The 20,422-nt window shown below is 57.7% G+C and carries 18 protein-coding genes and 1 tRNA gene; 17 read left to right on the forward strand and 2 right to left on the reverse strand.

What is annotated here, in order from left to right:
- Positions 1–159: 159 nt before the first annotated feature.
- Entirely contained in the window at positions 160–1,548 is a 1,389-nt protein-coding gene (locus tag ACZ5IU_RS14750) for a Do family serine endopeptidase (RefSeq protein ID WP_464418655.1), read from the forward strand.
- An 88-nt stretch (positions 1,549–1,636) separates the two neighbouring features.
- On the opposite strand, the gene ACZ5IU_RS14755 is transcribed toward ACZ5IU_RS14750, so the two are convergent.
- Both ACZ5IU_RS14755 and ACZ5IU_RS14760 read right to left on the reverse strand, forming a co-directional pair.
- Complete coding sequence (locus ACZ5IU_RS14755; RefSeq protein WP_464418657.1) at positions 1,637–2,422, reverse strand: sensor histidine kinase; 786 nt, start codon at positions 2,420–2,422, stop codon at positions 1,637–1,639.
- Between the two features lie 293 nt (positions 2,423–2,715).
- On the reverse strand, positions 2,716–3,396 hold the full coding sequence (locus tag ACZ5IU_RS14760; RefSeq protein WP_464418659.1) for a response regulator transcription factor: 681 nt from the start codon (positions 3,394–3,396) through the stop codon (positions 2,716–2,718).
- 248 nt (positions 3,397–3,644) lie between these two features.
- On the opposite strand from ACZ5IU_RS14760, the gene rpsO reads away from it, so the two are divergent.
- From rpsO to ACZ5IU_RS14840, 16 genes are all read left to right on the forward strand, one after another.
- Complete coding sequence (gene rpsO / locus ACZ5IU_RS14765; protein WP_464418661.1) at positions 3,645–3,911, forward strand: 30S ribosomal protein S15; 267 nt, start codon at positions 3,645–3,647, stop codon at positions 3,909–3,911.
- Positions 3,912–4,028: 117 nt separating this feature from the next.
- Positions 4,029–6,314: a polyribonucleotide nucleotidyltransferase gene (locus ACZ5IU_RS14770; RefSeq protein ID WP_464418663.1), complete on the forward strand. Its 2,286-nt coding sequence runs from the start codon at positions 4,029–4,031 to the stop codon at positions 6,312–6,314.
- Positions 6,311–6,757 carry a dUTP diphosphatase gene (gene dut, locus ACZ5IU_RS14775; protein ID WP_464418665.1) on the forward strand — a complete coding sequence of 149 codons (447 nt, stop codon included), beginning with the start codon at positions 6,311–6,313 and terminating at the stop codon, positions 6,755–6,757. Before ACZ5IU_RS14770 ends, dut begins: the two co-directional genes overlap by 4 nt.
- 320 nt (positions 6,758–7,077) lie before the next feature.
- On the forward strand, positions 7,078–8,979 hold the full coding sequence (gene thrS / locus ACZ5IU_RS14780; RefSeq protein WP_464418667.1) for a threonine--tRNA ligase: 1,902 nt from the start codon (positions 7,078–7,080) through the stop codon (positions 8,977–8,979).
- Positions 8,980–9,275: 296 nt separating this feature from the next.
- On the forward strand, positions 9,276–9,866 hold the full coding sequence (infC, locus tag ACZ5IU_RS14785) for a translation initiation factor IF-3 (RefSeq protein ID WP_464421947.1): 591 nt from the start codon (positions 9,276–9,278) through the stop codon (positions 9,864–9,866).
- A 132-nt stretch (positions 9,867–9,998) separates the two neighbouring features.
- Positions 9,999–10,151 carry a large ribosomal subunit protein bL35 gene (locus tag ACZ5IU_RS14790; RefSeq protein ID WP_464421950.1) on the forward strand — a complete coding sequence of 51 codons (153 nt, stop codon included), beginning with the start codon at positions 9,999–10,001 and terminating at the stop codon, positions 10,149–10,151.
- A gap of 39 nt (positions 10,152–10,190) precedes the next feature.
- Complete coding sequence (gene rplT / locus ACZ5IU_RS14795) at positions 10,191–10,550, forward strand: 50S ribosomal protein L20 (protein ID WP_464418669.1); 360 nt, start codon at positions 10,191–10,193, stop codon at positions 10,548–10,550.
- Positions 10,551–10,823: 273 nt separating this feature from the next.
- Positions 10,824–11,870: a phenylalanine--tRNA ligase subunit alpha gene (pheS, locus tag ACZ5IU_RS14800; protein ID WP_464418671.1), complete on the forward strand. Its 1,047-nt coding sequence runs from the start codon at positions 10,824–10,826 to the stop codon at positions 11,868–11,870.
- Entirely contained in the window at positions 11,864–14,257 is a 2,394-nt protein-coding gene (pheT, locus tag ACZ5IU_RS14805; protein WP_464418673.1) for a phenylalanine--tRNA ligase subunit beta, read from the forward strand. Before pheS ends, pheT begins: the two co-directional genes overlap by 7 nt.
- A gap of 34 nt (positions 14,258–14,291) precedes the next feature.
- A complete protein-coding gene (locus ACZ5IU_RS14810) occupies positions 14,292–14,597 on the forward strand; it encodes a hypothetical protein (protein ID WP_464418675.1) in 306 nt (101 codons plus the stop codon).
- Positions 14,598–14,609: 12 nt separating this feature from the next.
- A complete protein-coding gene (locus ACZ5IU_RS14815) occupies positions 14,610–14,849 on the forward strand; it encodes a hypothetical protein (RefSeq protein WP_464418677.1) in 240 nt (79 codons plus the stop codon).
- Positions 14,846–15,409: a CvpA family protein gene (locus ACZ5IU_RS14820; RefSeq protein WP_464418679.1), complete on the forward strand. Its 564-nt coding sequence runs from the start codon at positions 14,846–14,848 to the stop codon at positions 15,407–15,409. Before ACZ5IU_RS14815 ends, ACZ5IU_RS14820 begins: the two co-directional genes overlap by 4 nt.
- Positions 15,410–15,425: 16 nt before the next feature.
- Positions 15,426–17,750, forward strand: coding sequence for an endonuclease MutS2 (locus ACZ5IU_RS14825; RefSeq protein ID WP_464418681.1), 2,325 nt, complete (start codon positions 15,426–15,428; stop codon positions 17,748–17,750).
- A gap of 12 nt (positions 17,751–17,762) precedes the next feature.
- On the forward strand, positions 17,763–18,950 hold the full coding sequence (locus ACZ5IU_RS14830) for a tetratricopeptide repeat protein (protein ID WP_464418683.1): 1,188 nt from the start codon (positions 17,763–17,765) through the stop codon (positions 18,948–18,950).
- A gap of 100 nt (positions 18,951–19,050) precedes the next feature.
- Positions 19,051–19,126, forward strand: a tRNA-Arg gene (locus tag ACZ5IU_RS14835).
- A 108-nt stretch (positions 19,127–19,234) separates the two neighbouring features.
- A complete protein-coding gene (locus tag ACZ5IU_RS14840) occupies positions 19,235–20,416 on the forward strand; it encodes an alanyl-tRNA editing protein (RefSeq protein ID WP_464418685.1) in 1,182 nt (393 codons plus the stop codon).
- The last annotated feature ends 6 nt before the right edge of the window (positions 20,417–20,422 follow it).

Genomic DNA, 20,422 nt, shown 5'->3' on the forward strand with positions numbered 1-20,422 from the left:
CGCGATTTGAATTCGATCGGTTCGATGAGGACGTCCGGAGTTCCGGACGTCTTTTTTTTGACGAATACCAACCTTCGCTGAGGCTTCGGTCGGTGAATCATACGATGTATCCTGCGTGTCGCGCGATAGAATAGGGGCACTTTCACGGAGGTGATACCAATGAAACGGTCATTGAGGTACAGATCTGCGCTCTTTGCGGTTGCGGCTGCGGCCTTGTTCGCGTTTGCGGGCGCCGCCGCCGCGCAGGATGCTTTAACGGGCAATCCTATAGCCAGGATAGCGAAAGAAGCCTCTCCGTCGGTCGTCAATATCGACGTCGAGGCGATGGTGACGCGAAATTATTCACCGTTCCCCGACGATCCGATCTTCCGCCGTTTCTTCGGAGAGGAGTTCCGGCGTTTTTCCCGGACGGTTCCGATGAAGGGCCGCGGGTCGGGATTCATTGTTTCGGCGGACGGGAAGATCCTCACGAACAATCATGTCGTTGAGGGCGCCGACAAGATCACTGTTACGATGTCCGACGGAAGGACCCTCGATGCGAAGATTCTCGGACGCGATCCGACCTTCGATCTCGCGATCATCAAGGTCGACGGAACGAACCTTCCGGTTTTGGAAATGGGTGACTCCGACAAGTCGGAGGTCGGAGAATGGGTCGTCGCGATCGGAAATCCGTTCGGCCTCGAACATACCGTGACGGTGGGCGTCATTTCGGCGAAAAACCGGAGCATTCACGCCGAGAACGTCAACTTCGACGGGTTTCTCCAGACTGACGCGGCCATCAACCCCGGAAACAGCGGAGGTCCGCTGATCGGGCTCGACGGAAAGGTCATCGGGATCAACACGGCGATCGTGCCGTACGCTCAGGGAATCGGGTTTGCGGTTCCGGTCAACATGGCCAAACAGGTCATGAACGACCTCGTTCAGTACGGCAAGGTCCGTCGAGGGTGGCTCGGAGTTTACATCCAGCCGCTGACGAAGGAATTCGCGCAGGCGTATGGCGTCTCGGAGGAAAAGGGAGCCGTTGTGAGCGACGTAATGCCGGATTCCCCTGCGGACAAGGCGGGACTTCGTCGGGGCGACGTCATCATCGCGGTCAACAAGGACAAAATCGAGGGTTCCCAGGAACTCGTGACGAAGATTCGGAACTTCAATTCCGGCGAGACTGTTTCGCTCACTCTGATCCGGCAGGGAAAACAGATGTCGGTTTCCGTGACTCTCTCTGAGGTTTCCGGATCCAGTGAAGACGAGAAAAGCGGCGGAACCGAAGTGCTCAAGAAGATCGGCGTCGAAGTCAGCAGGATCACTCAGGAGCATCGGAAGAACTATGGGATCAGGGGGCGTGACGGAGTTGTCGTCACGTCCGTCGAGGAGGGGTCCGCTGCGGCGCGGGCGGGAATCCGCGAAGGAGACGTCGTTCTCGAAATCAACGGAGTGAAGGTTTCCGACCCGTCGCAGATAGGAAACATTTCGACGAAGAAAGATTCGGTGGTTCTGCTTCTGTTGCGTGACGGTCGAACGTTTTTCCTGTCCCTCAAACTCGAAAAGTAAGCGATCCGATCCGAACGGGCGGGAAGACAATCTCAACCGAGACGCGAAGGGCCCGGCAGAAAAAGCCGGACCCTTCGCGTCTCGGGGGTCATGCGTCGTAATCGGAAAGAGAAACCGTATCCAGCGGGAAGAGTACCGTGAAGGAGCTGCCTTTCCCGAGTGCCGATTCGATCTCCATCTCTCCCCCGTGGATCTCGACGACCCTTTGCACGAGAGAAAGTCCGAGACCGTACCCGGATGATGAACGCGACGCGTCCCCTCGCCAGAACAGGTCACGGCATCTTCGTATGGCGAACTCGTCCATTCCTTTGCCGTGATCCCAGATCCGCACGAAAGAGACGCTCTTCGAAAGGTCATGCCCCGAGTCGACACCGAGTTCTCCTCCTTCGGGAGTGAACTTGCTCGCGTTTTCGATGAGGTTGACGATCATCCGGATCAAAAGGGGATGATTGCCGAACGTCGGCGCGAAATCGAGACTCCTGGAAAGCGATTGCTTTCGTATGCCCGATATGAGATACGAGACGAACTGACATGCCTCGTCGGCGGCGAGCAGAAGATCGACCTGTTCCTTCCATTCGGATGACCCCATGAAAGAAAGACGGGAGAGCTCCAGAATCGAATCGACAATCTGTTGCATGGATTCGAGGTGGAAGAGAATTTCCTCGAGGCGGGCATTGTAGTAGGAAGGATCCCGCTCCCTGGAGAGCATGATTTCCACTTTGCCCTTGATAACGGCGAGAGGTGTGCGGAGTTCGTGACTTGTATCGGCGGAGAGCTGCTTCAGTTGCGCTTCGCGGCTTTCGAAACGGGTGACGAGCGAATGAAGTTCGCTTGAGAAGGATCGCAGATCGGCCGGGATAGTGTCTTCGTTCAAAGGAGGGCGTTCCGCAACGGGAATACGCATCGTTTCAAAGAGCGCGAACAACGAACGTACAACGGTCCTGCGGCCTGCGCGATACGCAAAGAGCGACGTAGGTCCCGAAAGAGAGACGCATCCCAGGAGAGTCGCGATAAAAGGAGACAAAGTCCAGAAAGCCGCCGCCAGGATGGCTGTCGTGATGGAAACAGAAAGAACAAGTGTCTCTGCGAACGAAAAGTTCCCGAACACAGCCTTCCTCTCTTCCGGTTCGGAGCGAGTCGGGACGTTCCGAACCTCCCCCGCTTCGCTTAATTGTAGGCGGGACAGTTGACCTTATACCCCACGCCCCGGACCGTGACGATCAGCGTATCGTATCCGACCTTTCTGAGTTTGTCCCTGAGGTACTTCACATGGACGTCGACGACGTTGCTCGTTCCGTCATATTCTTTCTGCCACACGTGAGTGATGATGCGCTCTCTGGAGAAGACCTGGTTTTCGTATCGCATGAGGAGTTCCAGAATATCGAACTCGCGTCGTCTCAGCGGAACGACCACATTGTCCACGCGGCACTCGCGCGCGACGGGGTCGAGAACGAGGCCGCCGCATTTCAGGATCGGGCGTTGCTGGTCCGAACTCCGTCGTACGAGTGTCCGTACCCGGGCAAGCAATTCCCTGAAATCGAACGGTTTGACGAGGTAGTCGTCGGCTCCGCTGTTCAGTCCCTCGACCTTGTCTTCCACGCTGTCGAGGGCAGTGAGGATGATGACGGGCGTCGCGTTGCCCTCTTCCCGCATTTTCCGCAACATCTCGAGTCCGCTCATTTGCGGAAGCATGAGATCGAGGACGATGCATTCAACATCCGATTCGCGTGTTTTCTCCAGTCCTTCTTCTCCGGAGTACGCACTCTCCACGGAAAACCCGTTTTCCGCAAATCCCTCCGCAAGTACCTGGACGAGATCCTTGTTGTCCTCGACAATAAGCAGTGACATCGTGAATCCTCCTCGGGCAACGCGTGAATCGATTCTTAGATCCTCGGATCATTAAAGCACATTCAAAATCCAATGTCGAGTGCAACATTAGATTCTTGCTACATTTTTTTATTCTCCATCTTCGTCCGCTCCGGATGACCGCATTTGCAAAACGCGGATCGGAATGCTACTATCTTTCCTGACCCATCACTCGGAACGCCCGTTTGAGCGTTCTGGGTCTTCGGGATTCTGTTTATGAGGTGAGTTTGATGCTTGAAAAAGATGTGAAGCAGTCGATTATCCAGGAATACCAGACGCACGGTTCCGATACGGGATCGCCCGAGGTTCAGGTCGCGATGCTGACGAGACGGATCCGTGACCTCACGGAGCACCTGAAGCAGCACACGAAGGACTTCCATTCCCAGCGCGGCCTGCTCAAGATGGTCGGAACGCGCCGGAAACTTCTTCGCTACCTGAAGGATAAGGATTTCAGTCGTTACAAGAAGCTCATCGAACGCCTCGAACTGAGACACTGAGAAGGCGCAAGAATGTTCCGTGCGGGGGCGAACGCCCCCGCACTTTTTTTTCGTCGTGTTGTGGTATCCTTGACACTGCATAAAATCGGATGAATGGATTCTGGAGGAGGCTGAAACATGCATAAGAGGTATACGCTGGATATCGGAGCCGAGACGCTCGTCTTCGAGACCGGCAACGTCGCCAGACAGGCGAATGGCGCGGTCATGGCGCAATACGGCGAGACGATCGTTCTGACGACCGCATGTATCGCGGAAACGGCGCGGAAGGGGATCGACTTTTTCCCGCTGCTTGTCGATTTCGAGGAACGATTCTACTCGGCGGGGAAAATTCCCGGAGGGTTCATCAAAAGAGAAGGTCGTCCCTCGGAAACCGCTGTCCTGAGCGCACGGGTCGTGGATCGTTCGATTCGCTCGCTTTTCGACGACGATATGCGCCACGACGTCCATGTCGTGACGACGGTTCTTGCAGTCGACCAGGTCTATCTTCCGAACGTACTGGCGATCAACGCGGCCTCCGTTGCCCTGACGATTTCCGATATTCCGTGGAACGGTCCCGTCGGAGCCGTCCGGATGGGGCGCATCGACGGCCTTCTCGTCGTGAACCCGACGGAACAGCAGATGGAGACGTCCGACCTCGACCTTCTCGTTGCGGGGCACGCGGACGGAATTACGATGGTCGAGTCCGGATCGAGGGAATTGTCCGAGGAAGTCCTGATCGACGCCCTCGAAATGGCGCATCGCGAGATCCGGAAGATCGTCGACCTGCAGCTTCGGATGCGCGAGGAAATCGGCAGGGAAAAAGCTGTGCTGCCGAAACCGGAGCGCATTCCCGAAATCGACGAATGGATGCGGCGGGAACTCGGGAAAACGGTCTACGAAGCCGTGAAGATTCATGAAAAGAAACCGAGGAACGACGCGATCCGAGATGCGAAGACGAAAGCGCTCGAGTATTTCGAGGACCGGTTCGCGGAGAGCGACGAATATATCGCGAACGCGATCGAATCGATGGTGAAGACGTCGATGCGTTCGGTGATTCTCGACGAGGGGATTCGCGCCGACGGACGCAGGATGGACGAGGTTCGTCCGATATCGTGCGAGGTCGGTGTCCTTCCGAGAGTACACGGCTCCGCTCTGTTCACGCGCGGAGAGACGCAATCCCTCGGTGTCACGACGCTCGGCATGATCGGAATGGACGACCAGATCCTCGACGGACTCAAGGCCGACGAGCCGGCGAAGAGGTTTATCCTCCATTACAACTTTCCGCCGTTCTCCGTTGGCGAAGTCAGGCCGATGCGAGGTCCCGGCCGCCGTGAAATAGGTCACGGCGCCCTCGCCGAACGCGCGCTCCGGCAGGTGATTCCCGACGAAACGGAGTTCCCGTATGTCATGCGCGTCGTCTCGGACATCCTCGAGTCGAACGGCTCCAGTTCGCAGGCCTCGATCTGTTCCGGCAGCCTGTCCCTGATGAGTGCCGGAGTCCCGATCAGGCGACACGTCGCCGGGATCGCGATGGGGCTCATCAAGGAAGGCGACAAGGTTCAGGTTCTGACGGACATTCAGGGGCTCGAAGATCACTACGGCGATATGGATTTCAAGGTCGCCGGGACCAGAGTGGGCGTGACGGCCCTTCAGATGGACAACAAGGCCGGAGGAATAACGCGTTCTATTCTCGAGCAGGCGCTGTCGCAGGCGAAAGAAGCACGGATGCAGATTCTCGACCGGATGGAAGAAACCATTTCGACTCCCGCGCGACTCTCTCCGAACGCGCCGAGGATATTCACGACGACGATCGATCCTGAAAAGATCAGGGATGTCATCGGCCCGGGAGGAAAGGTTATCAGGGGAATCACGCAGAAGACGGGCGTCAAGATCAACGTCGAGGATAATGGCGAGGTGTACATCTGCGGACCGAGCCAGGAGCAGGTCGACGAGGCCGCGTCGATCATCCGAGGGCTCACCAAGGAACTCGAAGCCGGAGAAATGTACTACGGGACCGTTACGCGAATGCTCGCTTTCGGTGCCTTCGTGGAGTGCGTTTCCGGCAAGGAGGGGCTCCTTCACGTCAGCGAGGTGAGCACGCATCGCATCCCCAAGCCGGACGACGTTTTCAAGATCGGCGACCGCGTCCTCGTCATGGTCAAGGAGATCGACGATATGGGCCGCGTGAACCTGACGCGCAAACGGCTTCTCGATCAGGAGCAGAAGGTCCGGGACGCGGGTTTCGGCGACGCGTTCGAAGCCGAAAAGGTCCGCGAGGAGGAGATCTCCAGGATTCCCTCGCCCGCACCCGGCGACCGGAGCGGCGGAGAACGCGGAGGAGAGCGCAGGGGCGGCGACAGACGTCCCGGTTCCGATGGTCCGCGGAGACGCTCCGGCGACGGCGGGAGAGATCGCCAGAGATGAACCACGTCTCCGTGAAGGTTGTGCGGAGGGAGAACGCGGCGGATATTCCTCTTCCGGCTTACGAAACGCCGTTCTCTTCGGGGATGGATCTGCGTTCCGCCGAGGATCACGTTCTGTTGCCCGGGGAACGGGTGACGATAGGAACGGGACTTCTCGTCGAGATCCCCGAAGGGTACGAGTTTCAGGTGCGGCCGAGGAGCGGATTGGCGTTGCGCCATGGCGTCACCGTCCTGAACGCGCCCGGAACCATCGACAGCGATTATCGCGGGGAAATCCGCGTCATTCTCATCAATCATGGTCGCGAACCCTTCGCGATAGCGCGCGGAGACCGGATCGCACAGATGATACTTGCCCGGACCGAGAGTGTCCTCTGGGTCGAGGAAAACGAAGTTTCCCCGACCCAGAGGGGAGAAGGGGGCTTCGGGAGCTCCGGCGTAAAATAGGGACGTTGACAGAACGTTCGTATCGGGGCATAATAACGCGCAATAATCGGGAACCAGTGGCGATGAAGGGGAAAGTACGGCGAAAGTGACCGGACAGAGAGGAATGCCCAGAGGCTGAAAGGCGTTCCACGCGATCCCGCCGGAAGACCACCCCGGAGCCGGCGCCGAAACGGACGACTTTCGCCAAGGCGCCGGGGTCCGCCCCTTACAGCGGAGCAAGTGCCGGTGACGAACCGGAAATGGAGTGGAACCGCGATACGGCCCACGTCGTCTCCATGGAGCGATGTGGGCCGTATCTTATTTTCAGGGGGGTCTCGCACATGGCACTGGTACGGAACGAAAAGGGGCAGGCTGCGGAAGCGGGGAAAAAAGCCGGGGAACTTCTCAGGGCTCTCGGAGTCTCTGGAAAACCCGTTGCGGCGAAGTTCGACGGAGCCGCCGTCGACCTCGAAACCGTTATCGAACGCGAGGGTGTTCTCTCCCCGATATTCGCCGACAGCGAAGAGGGGCTCGATATCATCCGTCATTCGACGGCGCATCTGATGGCGCAGGCGGTCCAGAACCTGTATCCCGGAACGCATTTCGGAGTCGGGCCGAGCATCAGGGATGGATTCTACTACGATATGGATCTGCCGGCGCCGATATCGGAGGAAGCGTTCCCGGCGATCGAAGAGGAGATGCGGAGGATCGTGAAGGAACGTCTTCCGATCGATCGCGTCGAGATGCCCCGGAGCGAGGCGATCGAATTTTTCAGGAAACGGAGCGATCCATACAAGGTCGAGCTTCTCTCGGATCTCGAAGATGAAGCCGTCTCGCTCTACCGCCAGGGGGATTACGTCGATCTCTGCCGGGGACCTCACGTCCCGGACACGTCGTACATTCCCTTCTTCAAGCTCCTCTCGGTCGCGGGGGCCTACTGGCGCGGAAACGAGAAGAACCCTATGCTCACCCGTGTCTACGGAACGGCTTTTGCCGACAGAAAGGAACTCGACGCGCACCTGAAGCGCCTCGAGGAGGCCAGAAACCGTGACCATCGCAAGCTGGGCGTCGAACTGGATCTGTTCAGCCTTCAGAGCGAAGGCCCCGGATTCCCGTTCTTTCACCCCAAGGGAATGGTCATCATGAATTCGATCATCGATTTCTGGCGGAAGATGCATCTGAAAAACGGCTACGCCGAGATCCGGACTCCGCTGATTCTCGACAGGAGCCTCTGGATTCAGTCGGGGCACTGGGACCACTATCGGGAGAACATGTATTTCACCGAGATCGACGAACGTCCGTTCGCGGTGAAGCCGATGAATTGTCCCGGGGGAATCCTGGTCTACAAGACGCAGATCAGAAGCTACCGGGATCTGCCGCTCCGGATGGCCGAACTCGGTATCGTCCATCGTCACGAACGCTCGGGAGTGCTCCACGGGTTGATGAGGGTCCGCTGCTTCACCCAGGACGACGCGCATCTGTACTGCACGCCGGAGACGGTGAAGGGAGAGATCAAGGGCATCATGAACCTGTGCCGCTATATCTACACCGACGTCTTCGGATTCCCGTACCATGTGGAATTGTCCACTCGTCCTGAAAATTCCATGGGATCGGAAGAGCAGTGGAACGTCGCCGAAAGCGCGCTCAGGGAGGCACTCGAGGAATCCGGGACGCCGTTCACGGTCAATCCGGGCGACGGGGCGTTCTACGGTCCGAAGATCGACTTCCACCTCGAAGACTGCATCGGACGGACATGGCAGTGCGGAACGATTCAGCTCGATTTCCAGATGCCCGAGAAATTCGACCTGAACTATATCGGGTCGGATGGGGCGCAGCATCGTCCGGTCATGCTGCACAGGACCATATACGGGAGCCTCGAACGTTTCATGGGGATTCTCATCGAAAACTTCGCGGGCGCGTTCCCGTTCTGGCTCGCTCCGACGCAGGTCAAGCTCCTTCCGATCGCTTCCAACTTCTTCCCGTACGCGAAGAAAGTCCAGGAGCTCCTTCTGGAGCACGACATCCGAACCGAAGTCGACGTTCGTGACGAGAAGCTCGGCAAGAAAATACGGGACGCCCAGGTTCTGAAGATGCCCTATATGGTCGTCATCGGAGAGAAAGAGGTCGCGAACGGGGCGGTCGCTCCGCGATGCAGGACGAAGGGAGATTTGGGGAGCATGTCGATCGACGACTTGATCTCCCTTCTGGACAGCGAATACAGGCCGGAAATCAGGAGAGTGTGATACCGGCGACGGTGCGGTGTCGCATGACCCGGGAGAAGCATGTGGCGCCGAATCTCGGGAACTCCGTTGCGCGGAGTGCGCAAGTATGATATAGTCTTTTAGCAAGTAGGGGGACCGCCCTCTCACCTGTCGGCTTTCGTGTCGAACGGGTCAAGGCCAAGTGAAATCGAGTATTCTTGACGGGCCGGCGGTCGTATGACTCCGGCCCTTATATTATGTGGAGGTGAGGCACAATAGTCGCGCAAAAGGCCGACGATGAACCGAGGATCAATGAGGAGATTACCTGCCCCGACGTTCTGCTCATAGACGAAAAGGGTGTGAAGCTCGGTGTTGTTCCGACGAAAGAAGCGATCCTTCTGGCGGAGCAGAGGAGCCTCGATCTTGTCGAGGTCGCCCCGCTCGCCAAGCCGCCGGTATGTCGTATCCTCGACTACGGGAAATACAAATACCAGATGCAGAAGAAGGAAAAAGACGCCCGGAAGAAGCAGAAGGTGCAGACCCTCAAGGAAATGAAGATGCGTCCTAAGATCGATGATCACGACTACGATTTCAAGGTCAGGGCGATCAGGAGTTTTCTTGAGGATGGGCATCGGGTGAAAGTTTCGGTTTTCTTCCGGGGACGGGAAATGGCCTTTCTGGATAAGGGGCGCGAGGTCCTGAACCGCGTGATGCTCGCCTGCGAGGGGCTGGGCAAGAGCGAGGGCGACCCCCGGATGGAGGGGCGGTATATGCGGATCATGATGACTCCGATTCCTCAGGTAAAGCCGAAGACCTTGAAGAACGACAGGACTCCCGAATCGGCGAAGACGCCGGAAGACAAAACCGTTTCGTCTGCGGCCGAGGCGGGGGCAAGCGCCGCTGTCACAGAATTGACGACCGGTGACTAGGCGCGAAGAAACGACGTCGTGACACGCCTGCCGCGTTAGCGGCGGGCTTTCTCTTGTGCGTACAATAGCAGGAAGGAGGAGACGGAAATGCCCAAAATGAAAACCCACTCGGGCACGAAAAAGCGGTTTTCGATGACGGGAACCGGCAAAGTGGCCTATCGCAAGAACGGACGCGGGCACCTTTTGACGTCGAAGAGCACCAGAAGGCGGCGGCAGCTTCGTATGACGGGATATGTTTCGCATAGCCTCGAAGGCGCGATGAAGAAGCTTCTACCATATGCTTAGAAGTTGAAATAATCCAGTACGACAGAGAGGTGACATGCCATGCCCCGCGTCAAGGGCGGCAGTGTAAGCGATAAAAAGCGGAAAAAGTTGTTTGCGATAACCAAGGGATATTTCGGGCTGAAGAAACACACGTACCGTATGGCCCGTCAGCAATACCTCAAATCTCTCTCCCGAGCCTACAACGACCGCAAACGGAAGAAGCGGGATTTTCGCCGTCTCTGGATCACGAGAATCAATGCGGCTGCGCGTATGAACGGGATGTCCTACAGCTTTTTCATGAACGGGCTCAAGAAGGCCGGTATCGAAATCAACCGGAAGATGCTGTCCGAACTTGCCATCAACGATATGGCAGCGTTCGAAAATCTCGCCGCGAAAGTGCGCGCGTCTTCGGGGCAGTAAGTTACGGAAAATACGACGTCTCCCGAGATCGAGAGAACGTTTTTTTGCGGGTTCCTGTCGGGTATCCTGATAGGAACCCTTCTCTTATGGCACGGAGGTCGCTCCGGAACTGTTTTTCCGTCTTGCCGACAGGAAAGATTCCGGTCGTTTTATTGATGTTCCGGGTGAGAGTTGGTATTCTAACCCTCGTATGCGGCGTTTCCCTGTCAGGGGCACGCCTAATAGTTACGTTCGTATTCAGCACGAAAGTGCCAGGGAGGGGGATAGAAGTATATGACGGACCTGGAAATTCATATTCGGGGTATTCGTTCGTCTTTTTCCGGAGAAATCGATTCGGTTGCCGGACTCGAAGATCTTGATTCCCTGAGAGTCCGCTTTCTCGGAAAAAAAGGGGCGGTTACGGCGCTCCTGAAAAGTCTCGGAACTCTGCCGTCGGAGAGCCGGCCGCAGGCGGGACAGCTTGTCAATGTCCTTCGCGACGAGCTCGAGGAGCGTCTGCAGGCGCATCGGCACGTTCTTGAAGAAAGGGAGCTCGACCGGGTTGAGAGAGAAGATCGCGTCGATGTCACGTTTCCGTCGAGAGGACGCGACTGCGGCAGATTCCATCCTGTGGTCGAAACGGAGCGCCAGATCGTCGAAATCATGTCCGGTCTCGGCTTCTCCGTCGCTCTCGGTCCGGAGGTCGAGGAAGATTTCTACAATTTCGAAGCCCTGAATATCCCCCCGTCCCATCCGGCGAGAGACATGCAGGATTCGTTCTATTTCCCCGACGGAAGAGTCCTCCGGACGCACACGTCTCCCGTCGAGGTGCGCGCGATGCGTGCGCACGGCGCACCGATCAGGATCGTCGTCCCTGGAAAGGTGTACCGCAGAGACAGCGACCCCACGCATTCGCCGATGTTCCATCAGCTCGAGGGGCTGATGGTCGATACCGACGTTTCCATCGCGGATCTCAAGGGATGCCTTGGTGCCCTGATGAATGCCTTCTTTGACCGCCCGCTCGCCGCCCGTTACCGCGGCAGTTATTTCCCATTCACGGAACCTTCGATGGAGCTCGATATCGAGTGTATCGAATGTTCCGGACGGAACCCGTCCTGCCGGATCTGCAAGGGAACGGGATGGCTCGAAGTGGCCGGGCTCGGCATGACTCATCCCGACGTATTGAGGGCGGGCGGCGTCGACCCGGAACGATACACGGGATTCGCGTGGGGTATGGGGCTCGATCGGATGGCGATGCTGAAATACGGACTTACGGACCTCAGGGTTCTCTTCGAAGGAAATGTGCCGTATCTCCTTTCCGGGAGGAATCGTACATGCTAGTATCCTGGAATATCCTGAAAACACTCGTCCGATGCAGCTCGGATGTCGCGAGCGTGTGCGAACGCCTGACAGAAACCGGAAGTGAAGTAGAGTCGGTCTCCAGACCTGGAGAAAAGCTCTCGAACATCAGGGTCGCAAGAATCCGTGAGATCGAAGTTCATCCGACGAAATCCTCGCTTTTCGTGGCGACGCTCGACCTCGGAGGAACGGAAGCGCAATGTGTCACCGCGGCGACAAATCTCTCGCGCGGTGACGTCATCGCCTATGCCGCCCCGGGTGCGTCGATATTCGATGGCACTGTCATGGGGGTGCGGGATTTCGACGGTGTGGAAAGCCGCGGAATGATGCTTTCCGCAGAAGAGCTCGGCATTCCCGAGGTTGGTCTCGAATTCGGAATCCTTCGGCTTCCCGGAGATGCTCCGGTTGGTGGAGACGCTGTATCCTACCTCGGGCTCGACGATGCGATTCTGGATCTTTCCATAACGCCGAACAGAGGAGACCTTCTGAGCCATATCGGCGTCGCGCGGGAGATTTACGCCCTTTTCGATGACGCAATCTTCACGGCACCGAGGATCGAGCAAAGGGAAAAAAGCGGGGAGTGGCCCATCCCCTTCAAGGGCGTTTCCATTGAGGATGACGGATGTCCCGGATACTCGCTCGGCCTGATACGGGATGTCAGGATCGCACCGTCGCCGATCGACATTCGCGTTGCGCTCACGCTCCTCGGAATGCGTCCGATTTCGAACATCGTGGACGCGACGAACTATTGCATGCTTCTTCTCGGCCAGCCGCAGCACGCGTTCGATCTCGACACGCTGCGTGACCGTGAAATCACGGTTCGCGCGGCGCGGGATTCGGAGCGGATCATGACGCTCGACGGCAGGATGCGGACGTTGACCCCATCGGATCTTCTGATCACGAGTGGCGGCGTCGCCATCGGCGTTGCCGGCGTCATGGGTGGCGGGGACACGGAGATCAGCGACAGGACGAAGAATGTCGCGCTTGAGTGTGCGAGCTTCGTCTCCCAGCGGGTGAGCACGACATCGCGTCGACTTGGCATCAGGAGTGAAGCCGCGTATCGATACGCCAGAGGCGTCGATCCGGAGTTGGCCGATCCGGCGATTTCCTTCACGTTGTCGCTGGTTGAATCGTGGAATGCAGGGAACGCGTGCCCCGTTATCGTCAGAGCCGATTCGGGGAAACGTATCCCGCGAAAAGTCCGGCTGACGAAGGAAAAGATGTGGACGATTCTTCACTGGAACGATCTTGAGGAGACCGCAAGGATTCTTGGCCGCCTCGGAATCCGTCGCTTTGAGTCGGGCGGAGAAAACGACACCTATGACATTCCCTCGTACAGGGCGGACATCTCCATTCAGGAAGACCTGGTCGAGGAAGTCGCCAGAATCCGCGGGTACAACGATATGCCGTCCCGTCTGCCGCAGACGTTTCACGAGCGCGGGGATACCGGAGCCATCACGAAGATGCGGTTCGACCTTCGTTCGTTCGCGATCGGCAGGGGGTATGTCGAGGTCGTGACCTATGCGTTCGTCTCCCCGGAGTCTTTGGCGAGGCTTCGATTCGTTCCCGGGGATGCGCGCGGAAATCCGATGAAGCTCGCGAACCCGATCAGCTCCGACCAGTCCGCCATGCGGACGACGCTTCTTCCGGGGCTTATGAACGCTCTTTCGAAGAGTATCTCGTCCGGCTGGAGGGACCCGGTCCGGATCTTCGAACAGGGGCGCGTCTTTCTCGGTGAGGGTGCGGCCATGGAGGAACGGGAGCGCTTCGCCGGACTCGTTTTCCCTGGAAGGGATTTCAGGAGCCCGTACGGGTCGGGGGAAAACGAAGATTTCTTCACGGTCAAGGGGGATGTCGCGGCGCTTCTGTCGAGCCGCGGACGCGAAGCTGAGTTCCGTCAGGGGAGCGAACCCTTCGGCCACGCGGGACAAACGGCCGATATCATCCTGGACGGTGAGAGGATCGGCTATCTCGCGCGTCTCAAGCCCGCCATAGAGCGGGAGCTGGATTTCGGAGCTCCGGTGTACGCGTTCGAGTTCGAGTGTGCGCCTCTTGTCGAAAAACGCAGAATTTCCTATTCGGAGATACCGGCATACCCTTCGGTGTACCGGGACGTCTCGGTTCTCGTTCCATGCACGGAGTCAGTCGCGGCTGTCACCGAAGGGATCCGCGAAAGCGCGGGGGCGTTGCTCCGGGATCTCAGGCTTTTCGACGTCTATCATGGAAAGGGTATTCCCGAAGGCGTTCGCAGCCTTGCGTTCTCTCTTTCCTACAGAGATGCGGCGAAGACTCTGACCGAAGGGGAAGTCGACTGTGTGAATGACAGGGTCCGTGCGGATCTTGAGAAAAAAGGATATATTCTGCGATAAGCGTGGCCAGTATCCGAAAAGGAGATGACGGGAAATGGTTTCTTTCTCTCAGATCGAAAGCGTCACCGACAGACTTACCGAATACATCCGCTCGCTCCAGCAGGAACGCGATCGTCTTCGTACGGAACTGAACGACCTCCGGACGAAACTTTCGGAAAAGGACCTTGAACGTATCCGTGAAAGCAAGGAACGCGAGAGGATTTCCGAAGCTCTCGAGCGGGAGAAGATGGCTTTCCAGAAAGAGCGGACGCAACTTGAATCCCAGGTCAAGGCGGTTTGCGAAAAGCTTGGCGCACTCCTGCCGCAGCAATCGAACGCCGCCGAGACGAAGAAGCCGTAGGCGTGACATCCCATGCGGGATGTAAGTATCAAGATCGGGAAAAAATCGTACACGTTGCAGACATCTCTTGATCAGGAGAGCCTGGATCGCGTCCGCGCGATCATTGCGGGCGCGGCCGAAGAAATTCCGGGTGCTCCTGATCAGGAGCTTCTCCTCGTTCTTTCCTGTCTGCAGCTTGCATATTTTGTCGATCACACCCTCGAACGTCTCGAGGCGATCCTTCGCGATCAGGAACCGGGCACGGTCGCATGAGTCCGTCTCTTCTTCCCGATGCAGTTGCGGCGTGCGTCATCCTTTTTTTCGCCGCGAGAGGCGTCACCAGGGGGCTTACGGGAGAGATATTCTCCCTTCTGGGAATGATCGGGGGAGTCGCGCTTGCGTGGAAATATTACTCGACCGGCGCCGGCTTTCTCGCGGCGTATTTTCCGACGGTATCTCCGGCGGTTCTTCAGATTCTCGTCGTGGCCGTTCTCTTCCTCTCGGGCGTTACCGTCGCTTCGTGCGTCTGCAGGCTCGTCAGGGCGATTCTCCGTTTTTCGTCCCTGACGTTCTTCGATCGGATGCTCGGTTTGATTGTCGGAGCGGCGAAAGCTCTCCTGCTGCTTGCGGGCGTTCTTGTCCTCACCGCATCCTTTGCGCCGGATCTTCTGACGACCGCTGAATGGGCGAGATCGAGCATTGCGGTTCGCATCGGTCTCGATGCGTGGCCTCATATCGAAAGAATTCTCAGGGACCGGAACATCGAATTGCCGATACCTTCGCTCCCGCGCCGGGACAAAGGAGTTCTGAGCGACGACAATGCATCTCTCTGACGAGATACGCCGTACCTTGCAATGCGATGAAATTCTCAGGATTTTCGAAAAAGAGACGCGAAGCCCCCTCGGATCCTTTGTCCTGTCGCGGCTGAAAACGGCCGAGACGTTCGCCGAACTGAAGGGACGTCAGGATTTGCTTCGGGACTACAGGTCGTACAGGGACTCGAAAGGCGATCTGCCGTGGAAGAACGGAGTCCAGCGCATCGACGAGCTTCTCGAATCGGCGAAACATACGTCGTTTCTCACAGGAGAGGAGCTCATCCGTATCCGGACTCTTATTCTCCTCGCGAACCAGCTTCGGGACGCACTTCAGGCGGAGGTCGCGACGCGCGAATCCTTCGGAATCCTGTCGAAGCGTCTGCGGGATTTTTCGCCCGAGTACGAGGCGCTGGGCGTTTTCGACGAATACGGAACCCTCTACGATCACGCCTCCCCGGAGCTACGTTCGATCCGGGAGGAGCTTGACTCGATCAGCAGGAGCATCCGCCGGGCAGGGCAGGATCTCATATCGGATCCGAAGACCGCTTCGATGTTGCAGGACAGGGTTCTTTCCGTACGCCTCGGGAGATTCGTCGTCCTTGTGCGTCAGGATTGCATCAGCCGCTTTCCCGGAACAATCCTCGACCGTTCGAGCTCCGGAAACTCGGTGTACATGGAACCGCGATCCCTGAACGCGCTCAACAACCGCCTCGTCATGCGTCAGCGCGACGAAACGGAGGAAGAGCAGCGGATCCTTCGAAAGCTGACAGGGTACATTCTTTCGCGAGAGCGTGCGCTCCTCGACTCCCAGGAAGTCCTCGGAACTGTGGATATCCTTCATGCCGCGGCGAACCGGATGGACCGGGGAGGATGGATTCTTCCGATTCTCGATGAACGCCCTCGTTTCAGCCTTTACGAGGCCCGACACCCCTTGCTCGGCGAACGGGCCGTCTCCTCGACGATCATCTGCGGCGAGGGGTTCCGCATTCTCGTCATCACCGGTCCGAATACGGGCGGGAAGACAGTCGTCCTCAAGAACGCGGGCGTCAACATTTTTCTCGCCTGGTGCGGAATGCCGATCGCCGCGGCGGAAAATTCGGTCGTGGGCGTCGTATCGTCGATTTTCGCGGATATCGGGGACGAACAGAGCATCGAACAGAATCTGTCGACGTTCAGCGCGCATCTCGCGCATGTGGTTCGCATTCTTCGCGACGCGGACGGCGCGTCGCTGGTGCTTCTCGACGAACTTGGAGCGGGAACCGATCCGCAGGAAGGAGCGGCTCTCGGCGTCGCAATCCTCGATGCGCTCCGGAAAAAGCGATCTCTCGTTCTCGCCTCGACGCATCATAATCCGATCAAGCAATACGCGCTGACGACGTCCGGCGTGGAGTCCGCGAGCATGGAATTCGATTCGGAGACGCTTTCGCCGACGTTTCGTCTTCTGATGGGAATTCCCGGGAAGAGCAACGCGATTCTGATCGCGGAGCGTCTCGGCCTTCCTTCCGACGTCATCGAAAGGGCGCGACACGTGCTCCGCGAGCGTGAGATACCGGTCGAAGAGCTTATTTCCGAGTTGCAGGAGCGTCGCGTCCTTCTCGACCGCGAAAAAAGGGAATTCCTGAGCGAGAAGAGGCGTCTCGACGATTTGAAGAAAACCTACAACGATCGCATGGCTTCGATAGAGTTCGAGAAAAACAGGATTCTCGAAAAGGCCGACAGGGATGCGGCGGGAATTATCGAATCCGCCGAGTCGGCGTCGCGGACGATGATCCGGGAACTCGAAGGAGCGGCGAAATCGGCGGCTCACAGAAAGCTCCACGAACAGAAGGAAGAGACCGGACGTCTGATCAGGAGCATCGAGGACCGTGACAGAAAACGCGTTCTTTCCCGCAGGAAGGCGGAACCCGAAGAAAAACCGCTTGCTCCGGGAGCCGCAGTCGAGATTCTCGGGAACGGAATCGTCGGAGTCCTGCTGCGAATCGACGGGAAAAAGGCGTTTGTCGAGGCTGGTGCCATGACCGTCGAAGTGCCGCTGGATTCTCTCGTCCCTTCGAAAAAAGGACCGAAAACCCGGGATACCCGCGGCGATGTCCATCTCGAACGGCCGGAACACGTCTCGAGTTCGGTCATGGTTCGCGGAATGAATGTCCAGGAGGCGCTTCCGCTCGTCGAACGATATCTCGATCAGGCGATGCGGTACGGGTATTCGTCCGTAACGGTCATCCATGGGCGAGGGGAAGGTATTCTCCGCAGAGAAGTCCACGCACTCTGCTCGCGACTGAAATACGTTCAGGAGTATCGACTTGGCGACGCCTCGGAAGGAGGCTATGGAGTCACCATCGTTTTCTTCAGGAATTAGGTGGCGATTCTGATGGAGCCATCGCAACGCGGGCCGGGCGGGAAGAATGTTTCACGACTTCTTCTTTCCCCGAGTTTCGGAGAGATGTATTTCAAGGAGGATCTCGTGTCGTTTCCCGGGAAACCGTTCTTTTTCCGCGGAAAGGAATACGGAACGCCCGAAGAACTCGGAGCCGCGTTTCTCGAGGGAACGGACGCATGGAACGACGCGGTGTTCGTCGTCGGCGGAGGGTTCGTGCAGAAATGGCTCGAATTCAACGGCGATTTCGGGCGTTCCGCAGTGATGGAAAAGAATAAAGGCAAGAGTATGGCCGAGCAATGCTCGTCGTTCGTCTCCTCTTTCGTCGCCCCGGATGATTCCGATGCGCAACGCAGGCTCGAAGAACTTTTTGCGGGGAAAATTCCGACCCAACAGGATCTGAAAGAAGCGGCCGATGGCGAATGTCACCGCGTGCTGGAGGTTTCCGGAGCGTCGGACGGGGAACGAACCGAATCCGTTGTTCCGGAAACGGAACCGGCTGATGGTATCGATCGCGATATTCATGAACCGGAACTCCTTCCTTATAGCGAGACGCCGCATGGCAGTGCCGACGCGAATCGTCCGTCGGAAAACGTTCTCCAGCCGCCGGATGCTCCTCATCTCATGGCTCTTTCCGTTGCTGGCGTTGACGGGAACATCGGTGCGAGAGATGAAGCCGCTTCATCTTCGGAATCATATCTCGACGCGGCGGAGCGGGGAAACGCGGAAGCGCAGTTCCGTCTCGGCTGGATGTATGCGCATGCCGACGATACCGGACGAAACGACGCGTTGGCCGTCGAATGGTACCGGAAAGCCGCGGATCAGGGGCATGCCGATGCCCAGTTCGTGCTCGGGTGGATGTATGTCAACGGGCGAGGTGTGCCTCAGGACGACAGACTGGCGCTCGAGTGGTACAGGAAGGCCGTGGATCGAGGGCAGGCAAACGCGCAGTACAACCTCGGGTGGATGTATGAAAACGGGCGCGCGGTTCGTCAGAACTACGCGAAAGCGTATAGGCTCTATTTCAGGGCGTCCCTCCATGGGGTCGCCGAAGCGGAAGACGCGATGCTCGGGCTCAGGAAAAAAGGATGGCTCCAGAAGGCGAAGGTCTCGGAAGAGGAGGCCGGACGCATCGAAAGGGAAGAGTGCGGCGGGAAGAGCGAGCGTGGCTCTTTTTCGTAAGGTGTGTCCCGTATGCCGAACACGTTTTTTCTTCTCCTGGAACGCCTGCGATTCTTGACACCGACAGCAAAGGCGTGTAATGTATCACAGTCGTCGGAATGCGCCTGTAGCTCAGCGGATAGAGTATTGGCCTCCGGAGCCAAGGGTCTGGAGTTCGAATCTCCACAGGCGCGCCATTCGTTTTTTTGAGGTCGAAGACGCCTAAGGTGTCCTCGACCTTTTCTTTTTTGAGAAGAGAGATGCATGAGCCGAAGCTTTCTGACGATGGAAGGAGTGTGCTGCGAATGCTTCGCGATGCGCAATGCATAGCCGAAAAAAAAGACAATAAGAATGGCGTTACACGCCTTCGCATCGATCCGTGTTTGTTCCATCCGGCGGGAGGCGGCCAACCCGGAGATACCGGGAGTCTTGTCGTCGACGGCCAAACGATCTCCGTTATCGACACGCTCAAGGACGAAAGCGGCATCTGGCTCGTCGTCGATGGGGACCTGAGAGGCAAGATCGAAGGGACATCGCTGAAGTACGAGATCGATGAGAAACGTCACAGGCTTCTCTCGAGAATGCACAGCGGAGAACACGTGCTTTCCCGTGTTCTCGAGAAGAAGCATCCCGGACTGGGCATCTACAAGGTGAATGTCGGCACGGAGGAGACTTCCGTCTACATACGATATGACGGACTCCTCGATTGGGACGTGTTTTTCGGAGCAGAAGAGGAAGCGAACGCCATCGTTGCGCAGAATCTTCAGGTTCGCGTCGAAGAACATACGCCGGAAACGGCGCGTTGTCTCCCCAATCTGAAGATCAACTGGGAACGGGTCGGCGAACGGACCGTACGTGTTGTCCGAATGGGCGACTTCGATACGATCGCGTGCTCCGGGAGCCATGTCGCACAAACCGGAGATATCGGAGAGATCTTTATCACCGGGTTCAACGGAAGCGCGCCCGAGTGGGTCTTCCGCTTTACCGTCGAAGGAAGAGAACGCTCGAAATCTTATCTCCGGCACATGCGATCCCTTCTCCGGAGCGTCGGATGTTCGGTCGAGGAAATCGAGAACGTATTCCTTCACGCCCAGGAGGAAAAACGTGAACTCCAGAAGACGATCGGACATATGACCCCGCTCGTCCGGTTGGAATGGAACCGTGCGGAAGAAGGAAGCACAAAATTTCATTTTATCGCGACGCCCGGCATTCCCCGTGAAGTCGTGTCCCAGGCGGTGCGGAGGGCAATCCGCGAAAATCCCGAAGGGATCTATCTCGCTCTGCTGCCGGAAGGCGAAGGCGGGCGGGCGGGTTTCATTCTGGCGCGAGGGACGCTCGCCCGCGTCAATCTGCAGGACTTCGTCAGAAACGCACAACCTCTCGGAGTTCGCGGTGGGGGCAAACCGGACTGGATCAGCGGTATAGCGACGGTTGCCGACCCCGGAGTATGGGAGAGAACCTATCGGGAATACGCAGCGAAAGCGTGAATGGTT

The sequence above is a fragment of the Lactivibrio alcoholicus genome (genome assembly GCF_055390895.1).

Bases quoted from the DNA above. Each gene is read 5' to 3' on its own strand.
- ACZ5IU_RS14770 (WP_464418663.1), top strand. From the start codon at position 4,029: ATGCATAAGAGGTATACGCTGGATATCGGAGCCGAGACGCTCGTCTTC.
- ACZ5IU_RS14810 (WP_464418675.1), top strand. From the start codon at position 14,292: ATGGTTTCTTTCTCTCAGATCGAAAGCGTCACCGACAGACTTACCGAA.
- ACZ5IU_RS14760 (WP_464418659.1), bottom strand. From the start codon at position 3,396: ATGTCACTGCTTATTGTCGAGGACAACAAGGATCTCGTCCAGGTACTT.
- ACZ5IU_RS14815 (WP_464418677.1), top strand. From the start codon at position 14,610: ATGCGGGATGTAAGTATCAAGATCGGGAAAAAATCGTACACGTTGCAG.
- ACZ5IU_RS14820 (WP_464418679.1), top strand. From the start codon at position 14,846: ATGAGTCCGTCTCTTCTTCCCGATGCAGTTGCGGCGTGCGTCATCCTT.
- pheS (WP_464418671.1), top strand. From the start codon at position 10,824: ATGACGGACCTGGAAATTCATATTCGGGGTATTCGTTCGTCTTTTTCC.
- ACZ5IU_RS14830 (WP_464418683.1), top strand. From the start codon at position 17,763: ATGGAGCCATCGCAACGCGGGCCGGGCGGGAAGAATGTTTCACGACTT.
- ACZ5IU_RS14840 (WP_464418685.1), top strand. From the start codon at position 19,235: ATGCTTCGCGATGCGCAATGCATAGCCGAAAAAAAAGACAATAAGAAT.
- ACZ5IU_RS14790 (WP_464421950.1), top strand. From the start codon at position 9,999: ATGACGGGAACCGGCAAAGTGGCCTATCGCAAGAACGGACGCGGGCAC.
- rplT (WP_464418669.1), top strand. From the start codon at position 10,191: ATGCCCCGCGTCAAGGGCGGCAGTGTAAGCGATAAAAAGCGGAAAAAG.
- pheT (WP_464418673.1), top strand. From the start codon at position 11,864: ATGCTAGTATCCTGGAATATCCTGAAAACACTCGTCCGATGCAGCTCG.
- thrS (WP_464418667.1), top strand. From the start codon at position 7,078: ATGGCACTGGTACGGAACGAAAAGGGGCAGGCTGCGGAAGCGGGGAAA.
- ACZ5IU_RS14750 (WP_464418655.1), top strand. From the start codon at position 160: ATGAAACGGTCATTGAGGTACAGATCTGCGCTCTTTGCGGTTGCGGCT.
- rpsO (WP_464418661.1), top strand. From the start codon at position 3,645: ATGCTTGAAAAAGATGTGAAGCAGTCGATTATCCAGGAATACCAGACG.
- dut (WP_464418665.1), top strand. From the start codon at position 6,311: ATGAACCACGTCTCCGTGAAGGTTGTGCGGAGGGAGAACGCGGCGGAT.